The sequence below is a fragment of the Erwinia sp. JH02 genome (assembly GCF_013074405.1).
GTDB lineage: Bacteria > Pseudomonadota > Gammaproteobacteria > Enterobacterales > Enterobacteriaceae > Erwinia > Erwinia rhapontici.
This window is the reverse complement of the sequence record NZ_JABANZ010000001.1, coordinates 549,371-562,446: the sequence shown is the minus strand read 5'-3', so window position 1 is coordinate 562,446 and position 13,076 is coordinate 549,371. Positions and strand designations below refer to the sequence as shown.

The window sequence follows — 13,076 nt, the reverse complement described above, 5'->3', positions numbered from 1 at the left end:
TTGCAGCTCAACGCCACCTGCCCAGCGGTTAACGCCACCGGAGCCAACTGCTTGGGCGATGCTACCGCCCCCCGACTTAATGACGCAGCTGAACGGGATTATTTCACTCTCAGACAAAGGATCAGCACAGTATCGGGCAAGTGAATTATCTGCAGGAATACATCAGGTGACAATGCCTCAGATAAACATGCCACTTTAACAAAGACTCTCGAAATTGTACTCTGAAGCCATTTCTAATGGTTTTTGGAACAATTGCGCATGTCAGAGTTTATCAGTGACTACAAAGGGGCCTTTGATCGAAAGAGCACAATGAGTATCAAGCGGTGGATTTACTTCTTCCTAAAGAGTTCATTGCTGTTTCTGCTGTTGTTACTGGCATTAAGCTCAGTTCAGTATGCGTTCATAATATACACTCCATTGCTTGAATACGTGACTGTGTCTGGGATAAAGCAATCCAACGTGTATGGCATCATTCTGATGCTTACTGTCAGCTTTTTCCCTTCAGTTCTCAACCTAGTCAAAATTATCAGGCAGTAAGCATCACAAGGCCTATTTGCGGGTGGGCCTGATGATGAACCTTCAGGCAAGGGATAACGGTTAGACCATCAGTGAAATCCCGTTAAAATATGTAATCATTATCTTCAAAATTTAATTATGAAAAGGTATAATTTTTCCATCTGCTAAGGGGGGTTCATGATAAGCATTTGGTCAACATTATTGGTGGCATTACTTTCCTCAGGTTCTGCTTTGATAGGCGGACTTATGACCAATAGAGCCACGGAGAAAAGGCTTGAAATACAATCAAAGTTGGAATCTAAGAGAGAAGGCTATCGGAATAAATTAATTAAGGCCGAAGAGGTTTATGCATCCATTCTGAAGTTCAAACTTATGGTTTTTAAAATACATATGGACTGGGTTGCTGTTTCTAAAGGAAATTTAAGTCTGAATGAAATGAATAAAAGAGCGCTTGAGCATTCAGAAGAACATGATGCCATTATGCTCAATTCTATGCTGGGAATTTACTTCCCTGAGTTACAAAAAGAATTTAATGAAAGCAGAGAACTTCTAAAACCTGCTAACCAGTGCTTTTTCAAACTCAAGGATGTTACGTCTTTATCCAATGAAGAAAAATCAAACTTTGTGAATATAATCCTTGACGCAGGAAGTAAATTTGATAAATCGATTGATAATATTCTTTTAGAGTTGAGCAGAGATGTCAGTACTGATTTTTAGCTAAACCGCCTACGGGTGGTTTTTTATTGCCATTACAATGTCTGGCGTGCCGGGCATCTTAATGGCTATAAGCAAAGAGATATCACATGGTAAAACTGGACTGGGGGCCATTCAGAAAGAGTTCCTCACCGATCATGCCATATCAGGAATATCACCAAAGGAGCGGTGCGAGGCGCGACATACGATGGCTATCTACGGCCCCTATAACTTTTATCGAAGAGTCTACTACATGAGGTTAAGTCTCCCCATACGCATCAACATCATCACCGAATAACACAGAGAAGTATGTTATGATATTCTTGTAATTATTAAAACTGACACCCTGGATATACTATGAAAATATGTTGATGAGAAAAAATGTTAGTGCCTGCCAGGCAGCGGCATGCTGTTACTCGATCTCTTTTTCCTTTAAGTAAATGGCAAGCCAGGAAACGAATTCAAAAGGAGAAGGGCGTAAAAAAGAGACATCACCGATATCTCCCTGGGTGAGATTATTAAGATACAACCTGGCTGTTTCATTATCTGAGAACTCACGGATGAATTCAGAGGCTTCGTTCTGAAGATCTGATTTCAATCCGGTAACCAATTCAGTTGCAGCGTCAACGATCTCAGGATAGTTTTCTCCGTAGGCATCCGCATCGTTGCCTAAGAAGGTTGTCAGAAACACTTTTATCGTTTCATATTTTTCCATGATCATCACTTTATGGGGTAGGCAGTAAATATGTAATAGGGTTTTTTATTATAGATTTCTTTCAATAAAACAACCCAGAGCTTGTTAGCATCGACCAGCCATTCTCTTGGTTTTCTAGTTCTCAATGGAAACTTCCCAAAATGGAGAGGCTATTAAGCATTAAATTCTACTTGATAGACCTGCGGAGATGAAGAAGACAAATGACGGACACCTAAGTGGAAGGTGGGGAAGAATTTGTCGTAAATTATTGACGGCACTGACGCTGGTGATATAGTAACCGCATTCTGAACAGTTACAAGTATCGTGTTCTTTATACCATCGAGAATCACACTGCTCATGTGCATATTTTCTGTAGCACCAGGGAAGATTTTAACCGGCTGCTCTATCTGGTAATGATGTCCTGACCCTGGCCTTTCCTTTTACAGGTAATGCACATCTTCTTGCAGCTAGTCGCTTAAATCGTTCCTATGGTTCAGCATATCCCGAGCTCTGCCAGGCAGTATATCGGAGAATCTCTACCTTCACCAAGAAAGTGCCATTCATGGCACAACAACCCGTTATCTCACAATTACTCACCACGTGGTGATATAGTGGCAAGGCGTCATCAGCGCTAAGTGATAACCAGGTAAATACAATTATTTTTATTAACAGTGTATTAAAGGAGTTCTTATGTCTAACGGAATGGTTAATTTCAAAGCAAAAGTTATCAGTGGGTCAATGACCCTTCCACTCTTGCGTCGAGCTATTGAGTCGGCCGAACCGGGGCGACCAGATATTAATGTGGATATGGGGCAGGTGAGTGAAAGCCTTTTCACTATGGTGGATGAAACGGCCTCAGGCGTGATATTTGAAATACGGTTTAATAACCCGGATGCGCAAAAAGTGAGTATTACTTTCAACGGCGTTGCCTCCGACGTCATCGATGGGGTTATCGGTACAACCAATCCCACGGTGGGGGTTCAGTTGCAAGACGATGACGGCAATATTGTGCCAATAAACGAAGCACGCGACTATCCAGTCTACCCAGGCCCAAATGTGATCAGGTTCACATCCAGCCTGATTGCCACACACGTCCCTGTGATGGCAGGCCCTCTTGTCGCCAATGCCGTCTTCACCCTGGCGTACATGTGATAGTGAGTGAGCTAAAGGTCAGCCCCGGCATCGTCCGGGGCTGAGTTGTTACTGTGGAGGCGCAAACCCTTCTCTGATGTATTCCTGCAGTTCTGCCCCGAAGTACCAGGCAACCAAACCCATTCCAATCACGACGATCGTGATAATTTTCTTGTTCATGGCGACGACATCCTGTGTTGAGAGGGGCCTACCTGAGGTATCCCATAAAATATGACAGGCATAAACCTGTACAGGCTAAGTTCTTTCGGTTTGCCAGTGGCACACACCATCAACACGGAGCGATCGGAAAAAACGATCGACCTCTACGATAAATCGCATTGTCGTGGCGGTTTTAAAATCCACAGCGAACAACTGCTCTGCGGGGATGGGGCCAGTTTGAGGTAAGCCGGACGTCACGCGACAGGACGTCGCGTGCCGAGGCCCGCATGGATGCGGCCGTTGCCGTTCCGGCGTGCTCAAACTGGCCTCAGACCTGAAAGCAGACTGTCAGCCACAAATAACCGGGGATCCTTAAGGCCTTATCCTGCCATGTGTGGTGCAGATGCTGAAGTGTTAAACAGGCTTTCATGCTGTAATTTTATTTTATGCTGCTATACGTACAAATAACCTGCAATTAGAAGCATAAACATGCTGAATATTCAGTGCCGTGTCTCGCGTTCTCCGAGGGGAGTAATTTCGGATCTGGCATAATATGCTGTTCGGCCTGGTGTGAATCGGTCATGCAGAGTAACCCTCCCCGATCGTCAGGCATAAAAAACCCGGCTTTCGCCGGGCGGTATAATCTGCACCATTAACGGAACCAGCAATGATCCCGGGCTAAGAATAGCCTCAGGTCAAAAAAGCGCCAGTAAGAATGAGAAATATAATTTTTTCTTAACCCACCACTATGCCAACCACGAGATTGACCAGTCCTGCCAGCAGCATCGTAGCGCCAGGGATCAGATAGTTTTTATCTTGTTTACGCAAGAAAAGGGCGATAAAGAACAGGCCGATAGCCAGTAGTGGCAGGGCGGTGAGGATAAATGTCGACATGCTGACTCCTTAGCAAAACATCTTTCAGTCCAGTGAGAATAGAAAGCACTATAACCCAAACGCTGACACTGAACGCTAAAGCGTGACCGATGTTATGGTTTCGTTAAATTTTGATTGCTGACAAACCATTTATTTCATTATCCTATAAATACGGTTATTGCATTTCATTTAACCCGTGCGAACATCTTGCTGCCTCTGGAGAATAATAATGAAACATATGAAAAAACTGCTGCTGGTTGCGGCGTTAAGCTGCTCCACTTCTGCACTGGCTGAAACCATTGGTGTTTCAATGGCCTACTTCGACCAGAACTTCCTGACTATTATTCGCCAGGCCATCGATAAAGAAGCGAAGGCACGCGGGATCACCGTACAGTTTGAAGATGCGCGCGGCGACGTAGGGCGTCAGACCGATCAGGTTCAGAGTTTTATCAGTGCCGGTGTGGATGCGATTATCGTTGACCCGGTCAACTCGGCGGGCACCCCGGCGATGACCAAACTGGTCAGCCAGGCCAAAGTGCCGCTGGTGTATGTTAACCGCACGCCAGGTGATAAAACGCTGCCGCCGGGCGTGGTGTTTGTTGGTTCTGATGAGAAACAGTCAGGCACCTTGCAGATGGAAGAGCTGGCGCGTCTGGCTAACTATCAGGGTAAAGTGGGCGTGATGATCGGTAACCTCAGCGATGCAGGTGCGCTGCAACGTACCAAAGACGTTGAACAGGTGGTGGCCAAATACCCGAAAATGAAAGTGGTGCAGAAGCAGAGCGCCAACTACTCGCGCAGCGAAGGGATGGACCTGATGCTGAGCTGGATCACCAACGGTGAAGAGATCGATATTGTGGCCGCCAACAATGATGAAATGGCGATTGGTGCCATTATGGCACTGCAACAGTCCGGTAAAAAAGACAGCAAAGTGCTGGTGGGCGGGATTGATGCCACGCCGGACGGCCTGAAAGCGATGTCCTCCGGTAAAATGCAGGTCACCGTATTCCAGGACGCAGTAGGCCAGGGCAAAGCCTCAGTGGATGTGGCCCAGCGCATGATCAAAGGCGAAAAACTCGACTCCTATCACTGGATCCCGTTTGAGCTGGTCACCCCGGAAAACATGAAAAAGTACGAAGAGAAGTAATCTTTTTTGCCAGCGGCCCTGAGAACAAGGCCGCTGTGCATTTTTCCCCTCGCTCCGCATCGTCGTTTTGCTAAACTGCTCAAATGAATAAAAAACTCATTATTGCCGCTATCTTGGCGATCGTCGCCAGCTACGCCGGTCTGCGTCAACAGGGCGAGTCGCGTGCGCCTGCCACCCGTCATGAGCAACCCGTATCCCGCCAGCAGAACGGCAGCAACGACATCAGCGCGCTGACGCAGCAACAGCGCGTGGCGGACTATCTGCATCAGCACCAGCGGCTGCCGGACTATTACATCCGCAAAGGGGATGCGCGGCGTCAGGGCTGGGATCCGTCCAAAGGCAATCTGTGTGACGTGCTGCCTGGCCGGGCAATCGGGGGCGATCGCTTCAGTAATCGTGAAGGGGGCTTGCCGGAGAAAAACGGACGGCGCTGGTTCGAGGCTGACGTTAACTATCAGTGCGGGCGGCGCGGAACGGATCGCATGCTCTATTCCAGCGATGGCCTGATCTATGTGACCCGCGACCATTACCGTCACTTTGAGCAGGTGAACTGAGATGCAGATGGCGACGTTCGATTTACAGCAGGTGCGCGACAGCGACGATTTCTACCGTCAGTTTGCGCTGAAATTTGACCTGAGCTACTTCGGGAACAATCTCGATGCGCTGTGGGATATGTTAACGGCGGGGATTGAACTGCCGGTGCGCATCACCCTGCGACATCTCGATCGGCATCCGCAGCGGGCGGCGCTGGAGCGCATTCTGGCGGTGATGCAGGAGGCAGAGCAGGAAACCGGCGGGGCATTCAGTGTGCGTGTCAGCCGAATGCCCGCCGGAGATTAGCGGCGGATAACCTTCAAAATTTGCGCCAGTTTCTCGCGCTGTTCCAGACTGATTTCGCGCGAAGCGGCATAACCGGCATTCTGCACAATCATCTCATTTAACCCCACCAGCCAGTCGTAAATATAAAACGCTGCATGGTTGTTGGGCTTCAGTGCCAGGCGCGTCAGGCGCTGACCAGGCCCGAGGTTGACGGTCTGCGCTTCCGGTTTGGCAAAAATCTTCTGCCCCCGGTTGATGCGGCTTTCCGGGCGCTGCGCTTCCGGCAACTGCTGGAACCCGAGCCAGGCGACAAAATCACCCAGCACGCTGAGCGCCCTGGAGACCTGGCGGTCGGCAATCTGCTCTGGAGGCAGCCCTTGCGCATCGCTGTCGGCCAGCACGCGCATCAGGGAACCTTCTAATTCCTGGCGCACGCTGGCGGTGATCAGCTCTTCGGTCAGCATCTCCAGCGTGGGCTTACTCACGCCTAACAACTCGAGCAGTGGGCCGTTGTCCGGCAGCAGGCGCAGCTGATTCACCCAGTGGCGATACACGCTCTGCGCAAACTCCGCTTCCTGATCGACGGCGGGCACGCTGTGATAGCTGGTCTGTACCGCAGTGAGCGGTTCGTCGCTGAGCAGGTCGATGGTCATTCCGATGCCAAAAGGATCGTCTTCGTTGATACTGTACTCATCGGCAGCGGTGCGTTCGGTACGCAACTGACGTTGCAGGAAAAGATGGCGCAGCGTATCGCGTACCGGCACCAGGCGCTCCAGCAGTTCACCGTGCACCCCGGTACGGGTTTGCAGGGCTTTCAGCAGGGATTCCGCAATACGCAAACGCTCCGCCGGATCTTCCCCTTCGGCTGCCTGATACCAGCGACCAAGAAGATTTTCACTCAGTTCGCGCTGGATCTCGGCACGCTGTGTGGCAATACGCGCCAGTTTGCTGTCGGTGCGCACTTCATTGACCAGATAGCCCGCCATACGCTGCACGCCTTTCTCATCCATCGCCAGCATGGCGCCCCAGGCATCACCCGGGTTGCCAACAAAGCGCTGCACGGCGGCATCATGATTGTGGCCGTGAGTAATGCGCTGATCGAACGGGGTCATCGCCCAGATCAACCCCGGCTTACGACCGGTTCGCTGCGCGGTGGTCTCGCCCTGGGTCTGTTTTACCCAGAAGTCGAGCAGGCGGCCAATATGGCGGGTTTCATTACGGTGAGCCGAGGCGCTGCACACCAGCAGATGGGTCACATCCTGCTCAATGGCTGCACGCTGTAACAGGAACGGGCGACGAGCCTGTAAAAACTCCAGCGCCAGTTCGTGATGCTCGTCGTCAGGTAACACGGTTAATTCGATAAAGCCCGGAAAATCGAGCAGGTCGACTTCGGTAAACAGCTCTTCACGCGGCGCGCTATAGAGCGGCAGCAGCACTTCACGGCTGAGCAGCGTCAGTTCGGCCAGCGCCACGCTGACCGGGGCGAGTGCGCGACCGTTATGGCGCGGCACCACCTGCAACGTCAGGTCGGCTGTGGCATTAAACTGGCTGACACCGGAGCTGTTTAACAGACTGTAAGAGGGTTCATCCAGCACGCTTAACGGTGCCAGCACCTGCGGCACGCAGGAGAGGTGATGCAGCACGTGGGCCAGCTGGCGATACAGCGCCGTCAGCTGACGATCTTCGCCCCACAACAGGGAGAACAGTCTGGCGCGGTCGTCAACACCCAGCTGCGGTGCGAGTTCAACGGCCTGCGGCCAGAAATGGCTGTCCAGCGCGCTGCTGCGCGCCAGGCTGATGGTCAGTGCATCCCACAACGCCACCATCTGATGGCGGTTAATGCCTGCAACCGGTTCCGGCTGGCGATACATCGCCACGTTTTGCACGCGTTCGCCCAGCTGGGATTCATCCAGTGGCGTGACAGTGTCACTGCCACGTTGCGCGTATTGCAGTGCCAGCACCGCCACCAAATCACATTCGGTCAACAGGGAGAGCTGTACCGGCCAGTTGCTGTCGCTGCTCTGCTGCTGGCCGCTGAAGCGCTGCACCAGATTCGCGGTATGCTGCTGTGGATTGAGCTGGCTGGCGTAATCCACCACGCTGTTACCCAGTGCACATTCCAGGCGGCCTTTCTCGCTGGATGCCAGTGCACCAATCAAATAGGACTTGCCCGCCTGGGCCAGGCCAAACAGCCCGATGGCACAGTTCAGCGGAGTATTCCGCGCCAGTACGCTGGCATGGTTATGCTGACGCAGCAGTTTGATCGCCAGACGATCCGCTTCCATATTCAGGCGAGGCGCCTGCGAACGGTTCACATCCAGCCAGGCCAGCGCCTGCTCAATGCCCTGGGTCAGGGCATCACGTTTTTTATTCGCCTGGGCGGTCAGGATTTTATTCAGAGATTTCATTTCTTGTAGACGCTCCCGCTGTCAATCCAGTAATGCGCCATACCTGAAGCGCTGCTGGCCAGCGTATTCAGACGCAGGCGCAGATGCTCCAGCGGCACCTGGCTGCCATCATCCAGAGTGGCATCGGCAATATCAAACCGTTCCGGGCCAAATTCACCAAACGGACGGCTGACCGCCAGCTTGATACGTAACACTTTATCGCCCGCAACGCTGCGCGCCAGCTGAGAATCCACAATGGTCAATGTATAGAGCGGCGAAGCAGGCCAGCGGTCGTTATCCAACTGACGGAAGCCAAGCGTGATGGCCCCGCGCACCTGGAAGCGGCTGCGGACATCCAGCGTGAAGTTGTGCTGATCCAGATCGATATCACTGTACCAGACGTTTTCGGCCGTCAGTGCGCCGGTGCCGTCGAGCATGCCAAGATAGCGGATTGTTGAGTACGGCTGGAAATCACCGGCTTTAAACCAGAAGTTAGCCAGTCGCAGGTCAAGTGACAGCAGGCATAGCATCGCACCCACCGCCGCCGTTGATTTCGGGTTCTCGATTTTTCCCTGCTTGTTGAACGGATACCAGTCATTGGTGTGGTAACCATCCAGCGACAGAATGCGGCTGACCGGCAGCGGTTGCAGATGGCGGAACAGCGCCTGAACACCGGGGAAGCGCGAAGGGCGCCCGGTCAGCAACAGCACGTCACAATCATAAACCGCCACCACTTCGGACATAGAACGCAGGCTGTGCGTGATATTCATACGTGGGGAGAGGAACTCCGCATGCAGTTTGCTGAGGCGCACAATCAGCGGCACCGAGAGAATATCAAAGCCTTTGGCTTCGCCCGGCAGCTCGCGCTGGATCTCGCGGTTAATATAGTCGAGTAATTTTTCCGTCGGTGCCTGTGCCAGCAGTTCACCAAAGCGGGCATCAATTTCAGCCGTCAGATCGAGCGGGTCGAAAGTCTCATAGGCTTCGAGGATCGCCTGGCCCAGCGGAATAAACAGTTGTAATGTCACCTGCTGACGCAGCGTGGAGTGCCCGTCAAGACGGCCTTCATGCCCGAACAGACGCGTCATCACTGCTTCCGGATTGACCATGCCTGCCTGCTTAAATGCCCCCTGCAAAGCGGGCAGCACGTACAGTTGGATCACATCCAGCAGAATATCGTCACCCGCCAGCTTAAAGCCTTCACGGAACAGCAGGCGCGGCATGATTTTTACGTTATTGCCCACGCCGTCGTCCAGGCGGTACTGGGTAATCGCCAGGTCGGTGGTGCCGCCGCCAATATCAATCGAGGCGATGCGCAGGGTTTTGCCCGCCGGTTCATCGGCGGCGCGCGCGCGGTCCGGGCGCGCCATGCTGGCGAAGAAGGCTTCGGCACGGCCGCCAAAGTTCACCTGGGTTTCGTTATACAGGTACACCATCTGCCCACAGGTGGCTTCATCCCATTCCATCTGCACATCCGGCACCGGCACGCTGCTTTTGGCTTTGTCGGCGGCGCTGGTGAAATCATCATCCATCGGGTGCCAGCCCATCGCTTTCCACACCAGTGCAATGGCTTCCAGCATCCGGCGGCGGAAGATCTCACGTTCCGGCTTTGGCATCGCCGAAGGCAGGGTGAGGATAATATTGCGCAGCTGGCGCGGGGCGCTGCTGTGCAGCATCTTCTGGCGTTGCAGCGGGCTGTTCATCTGCAACAGCGCCTGCGCCAGCAGTTCAGAAAGCATCAGGCTCATCACCGAACTGCGGCTGTAGTGCGGCGCGAACACCGGCAGGCGTTCCTCCAGCGGAATGCTGTAGAGCGGCTGGCCCTCGTCATTGATCAGATAGGTCAGCGGCAGTGCCGTCGCCAGCGGTTCCTGCAACACATTGCCCGGCGTGCGGCTGAAGCGCCAGCCCGGCGTATAGCTCTCTTCATCCCACAGATAACGACGCGGGCTGGAGAGACCGGTGGCGCCTTCAGTGCCAAGGCGCTGTAACGCCAGCTGCCCGGCTTCACGGCCGACGCGGGTAATGGAAGGCCAGATAAAGGCATCATCACGGCCACTTTCCAATGAGAAGTTCTGCTTACCAAAACTGGCCTGGGCGAACTCCACCCGGCTTTCAAACAGCTCGTTATACAGCTGATGCGGCTCGCTGAGGTTACGCATCTGCAATTCGTAGGTGTGCTTCAGCCCCTGATGATCGTCAACATGATCTTCCACCATGATGCCGCAGGTGTGTGAGTTGCCGACGTCGAGGATCAAATCAACGGCAATGGCGGGTTCCTGAAGGGTGGCCGCGCTGATTTTCAGCTCCGGCACGGAGAGTTGCTGACCGAGCAGATGCAGAATATTCAGATAGTGTGCCTGGTACTCGAACTCACGCAGTGATGCTTTGATGTTCACCTGCGGGCGCTGTTCCAGCGTGGCGGCTGCCTGAGTAAAGGCCTCGCGCAGCCAGCCGTCAATCCAGGTGTGATCGAGAAACTCACCCAGTTCATCGCTGCGATGGGCCAGCGCAAAACTGACGCCGTTCTTCACATCGTTAACGTTCAGCGCCAGCGATTCATCCTCTCCATCGGCCCAGACTTTGGTATCGAACGCCAGCACCACGCGGTGAGTATTACCATTGGCGTCCGGCGTATCCAGTGCCACGATGCGCACGCGTGCCCAGTTATCCGGCCCACCAATAAAGGTGCGAGGAGGATTAAAACGGAAGAACGGCAACGGCAACCACTGGCCGTTAAGCAGCGTCAGCGACTGTGCCAGCGGGAAACTGAATTCGGGTTTCACCACTTCCGGTGGCGTGCCCGCTGCCTGTGGCAGCAGGTATTTCCCGGCCTGCGCGTGATAATTCAGGCGCAGCAGCGGGCCATTCGCGGTCTGACGGACAAATTTTCCCGGCCAGTCAGCGTTCAGATCCGGGTTTAACGCAAAGTCGAGGAACTGAATGCCGCTGTTCTGAACCAGCGTCATATTCGGTTTGAAGTCAGCAATTGTCGCCAGCATTATGATTTACTCTCACGCTTCATGGTCATTGGCAGCACGGTGTCGTCGTTATAGCGGCCACTGCATTCGGCAGCACCAGTCAGACCCTGTTTACACACCAGTTCCGGCATCTGATAGCGGGAACCGTCGGTGCAGCGTGCTTTGGTGCGGCTGTTAATCACCAGGTTACCGGAAGACATCAGCCCGGCAAACACATCCACCTTACAGGTGACGCCGCTTCCCTGGGTAATACGGGCGGACCCTTTGCCGTTTTTCAACTGATATTTCAGCATCGGTGGGGTGCCGGTCGGCAGGTTTTTCTGCACCAGCACGCGCCAGTTGCCGTTGAGGAATTTCGTTGAACCAATCTTAACCGCATCCTGCGGCATCACCAGGTCATCTTTGCCTGCCGGACGCGCATCCGCGACCGCTTCAGGGGCCGGAGCAGGCTCTGTCGCTGCTACCGCCGGGGTAGCTGGAACAGGTGCAATCACTGCTGCGGCCAGCGGCAGTGTGGTGGTTTTCACCGGAACCACTGCCGCGGCGGTCGCGACAGGCTGAGGTTCAGGCTGTGGTGCGGGTTCAGCGGCCGTTTGTTTGGCGATGGGCGCATCATGCGGTTCTTCTGCCGGTTTGTCGCTGCGGTTTTTCAGCTGCACGCCAAAGGTGATCAGCAGAGCAACGGCGGGCAATACCCAGCTGTAACGCAGCCAGATTTTAGCTTTCGGTTTCGTGGTTGCAGCGGCAGGTGCCACCGGAGCAGACTCTGGCTCGGATTCCTCAACCGCTTCTGGCTCATCGATAATTTCCAGTGCTGGCATCGGCGGAACCACCACCGGAGGCGGCACCGGAACGGGCGCGGCCACAGCAGGCTCGGGCGCGATCAGCGGGGCAATCACCGGGGACACGGTCGCGGCAATCGAGGTCGGCGTGACCAGCGGTGCAGCAGCAGGGGCCAGGCGCGACAGACCGAGGGACGGCACATCATCTTCTTCAATGCGCAGACAGTCGAAGACATCCTGACGTGATTTTTTATCCAGGCTGACAAAGCCCCAGAAGGTAATCACCGGTTTGCCACCGACAAGGTAAACGTAGTTTTGATCGGGGAATTGCAGGGCTTTGTTGAGCAGGGCGCCAAACAGTTTCTGGCTGGGTTTATCCGACTGCTGCGCACGTTCGCCGATGTCGGCGATGGTGGTCTGACAGGCCAGCAGTTGATTCAGTGCTGCGGTGCGCGCGGCGTTGCTGGCAGCGGCCCAGGAGGTGACTTTTCCCTCCACCGGGGAGTACCAGTCAAGGCGGTCTCCGGCATCGTTCGGCTGCGGGATAGCCAGGCAGTCGGCAACCTGCGATTGTTTTCTCAGGCGCAGGGTTTCGCGCAGTTGCAAAGCCGACAGATAAACGGGCTGCCCGTTCTCACCGAGGGCGAGGATGGCGTCGAGATTACCGCTGCGTAAGAAGATTTTTGCCACGCAAAGAGACCTTATAGTCAGAGTTCGGAAGTAAAAAGCGTGTGTAATCAGACTATTTTAGTTGTACGTGACTTAAATCAAATGCGCAAATAAGCAATAAAACAGGTGAGTACTTAGGGCATAACCCGGTGATCTGGTGAAGATTTCGCCAGTGCTGGTGACCATCGTCATCTGTCGACTGCTGACTGCATGTTCAGTTCTGAT

At 53.6% G+C, this 13,076-nt stretch carries 10 protein-coding genes and 2 pseudogenes; 7 read left to right on the top strand and 5 right to left on the bottom strand.

Translation table 11 applies throughout. The features are described 5' to 3' along the window. From HHI26_RS25420 to HHI26_RS02525, 3 genes and pseudogenes are all read left to right on the top strand, one after another. Window positions 1–72 (top strand): annotated as a pseudogene (locus HHI26_RS25420) (lysis protein); the annotation flags it as partial. Then, a pseudogene (locus tag HHI26_RS25600) lies at window positions 58–199 on the top strand (hypothetical protein); the annotation flags it as partial. The pseudogenes HHI26_RS25420 and HHI26_RS25600, both read left to right, overlap by 15 nt. Before the next feature lie 494 nt (window positions 200–693). Beyond that, window positions 694–1,233 (top strand): hypothetical protein, encoded by a 540-nt coding sequence (locus tag HHI26_RS02525; protein WP_171148544.1) that lies wholly within the window; start codon window positions 694–696, stop codon window positions 1,231–1,233. Between the two features lie 388 nt (window positions 1,234–1,621). Here the strand turns inward: HHI26_RS02525 and HHI26_RS02520 are convergent, their stop codons facing one another. Continuing rightward, the gene (locus HHI26_RS02520; RefSeq protein WP_133846495.1) at window positions 1,622–1,924 is read right to left on the bottom strand and encodes a hypothetical protein; all 303 of its coding nucleotides are present in this window, start codon (window positions 1,922–1,924) and stop codon (window positions 1,622–1,624) included. 669 nt (window positions 1,925–2,593) lie between these two features. Between HHI26_RS02520 and HHI26_RS02515 the strand changes: the two genes are divergently transcribed. Beyond that, window positions 2,594–3,055, top strand: a complete 462-nt coding sequence (locus HHI26_RS02515; protein ID WP_171148543.1) for a fimbrial protein — start codon at window positions 2,594–2,596, stop codon at window positions 3,053–3,055. An 873-nt stretch (window positions 3,056–3,928) separates the two neighbouring features. On the opposite strand, the gene HHI26_RS02510 is transcribed toward HHI26_RS02515, so the two are convergent. Then, on the bottom strand, window positions 3,929–4,087 hold the full coding sequence (locus HHI26_RS02510; protein WP_171148542.1) for a hypothetical protein: 159 nt from the start codon (window positions 4,085–4,087) through the stop codon (window positions 3,929–3,931). Between the two features lie 208 nt (window positions 4,088–4,295). Between HHI26_RS02510 and HHI26_RS02505 the strand changes: the two genes are divergently transcribed. From HHI26_RS02505 to HHI26_RS02495, 3 genes are all read left to right on the top strand, one after another. Then, window positions 4,296–5,213 (top strand): sugar ABC transporter substrate-binding protein, encoded by a 918-nt coding sequence (locus tag HHI26_RS02505; RefSeq protein ID WP_133846497.1) that lies wholly within the window; start codon window positions 4,296–4,298, stop codon window positions 5,211–5,213. A gap of 83 nt (window positions 5,214–5,296) precedes the next feature. After that, window positions 5,297–5,767, top strand: a complete 471-nt coding sequence (locus HHI26_RS02500) for a ribonuclease domain-containing protein (protein WP_171148541.1) — start codon at window positions 5,297–5,299, stop codon at window positions 5,765–5,767. 1 nt (window position 5,768) lies between these two features. Then, window positions 5,769–6,053 carry a barstar family protein gene (locus HHI26_RS02495; RefSeq protein ID WP_133846499.1) on the top strand — a complete coding sequence of 95 codons (285 nt, stop codon included), beginning with the start codon at window positions 5,769–5,771 and terminating at the stop codon, window positions 6,051–6,053. Here the strand turns inward: HHI26_RS02495 and HHI26_RS02490 are convergent. The 3 genes from HHI26_RS02490 to HHI26_RS02480 are packed head-to-tail and all read right to left on the bottom strand — an operon-like array spanning window position 6,050 to window position 12,872. Next, window positions 6,050–8,440, bottom strand: coding sequence for a virulence factor SrfC family protein (locus HHI26_RS02490; RefSeq protein ID WP_133846500.1), 2,391 nt, complete (start codon window positions 8,438–8,440; stop codon window positions 6,050–6,052). The two genes, HHI26_RS02495 and HHI26_RS02490, sit on opposite strands and share 4 nt — an antisense overlap. Next, window positions 8,437–11,421, bottom strand: coding sequence for a virulence factor SrfB (locus HHI26_RS02485; RefSeq protein WP_159338175.1), 2,985 nt, complete (start codon window positions 11,419–11,421; stop codon window positions 8,437–8,439). Before HHI26_RS02485 ends, HHI26_RS02490 begins: the two co-directional genes overlap by 4 nt. Beyond that, window positions 11,421–12,872, bottom strand: coding sequence for an SrfA family protein (locus HHI26_RS02480; RefSeq protein ID WP_171148540.1), 1,452 nt, complete (start codon window positions 12,870–12,872; stop codon window positions 11,421–11,423). The genes HHI26_RS02485 and HHI26_RS02480 overlap by 1 nt, the downstream gene beginning before the upstream one ends. Window positions 12,873–13,076: the final 204 nt, after the last annotated feature.

What these genes read in the sequence shown, in the direction of transcription:
- HHI26_RS02520 (WP_133846495.1), bottom strand. Translation starts at nt 1,924, where the DNA reads ATGGAAAAATATGAAACGATAAAAGTGTTTCTGACAACCTTCTTAGGC.
- HHI26_RS02500 (WP_171148541.1), top strand. Translation starts at nt 5,297, where the DNA reads ATGAATAAAAAACTCATTATTGCCGCTATCTTGGCGATCGTCGCCAGC.
- HHI26_RS02515 (WP_171148543.1), top strand. Translation starts at nt 2,594, where the DNA reads ATGTCTAACGGAATGGTTAATTTCAAAGCAAAAGTTATCAGTGGGTCA.
- HHI26_RS02485 (WP_159338175.1), bottom strand. Translation starts at nt 11,421, where the DNA reads ATGCTGGCGACAATTGCTGACTTCAAACCGAATATGACGCTGGTTCAG.
- HHI26_RS02495 (WP_133846499.1), top strand. Translation starts at nt 5,769, where the DNA reads ATGCAGATGGCGACGTTCGATTTACAGCAGGTGCGCGACAGCGACGAT.
- HHI26_RS02505 (WP_133846497.1), top strand. Translation starts at nt 4,296, where the DNA reads ATGAAACATATGAAAAAACTGCTGCTGGTTGCGGCGTTAAGCTGCTCC.
- HHI26_RS02510 (WP_171148542.1), bottom strand. Translation starts at nt 4,087, where the DNA reads ATGTCGACATTTATCCTCACCGCCCTGCCACTACTGGCTATCGGCCTG.
- HHI26_RS02525 (WP_171148544.1), top strand. Translation starts at nt 694, where the DNA reads ATGATAAGCATTTGGTCAACATTATTGGTGGCATTACTTTCCTCAGGT.
- HHI26_RS02490 (WP_133846500.1), bottom strand. Translation starts at nt 8,440, where the DNA reads ATGAAATCTCTGAATAAAATCCTGACCGCCCAGGCGAATAAAAAACGT.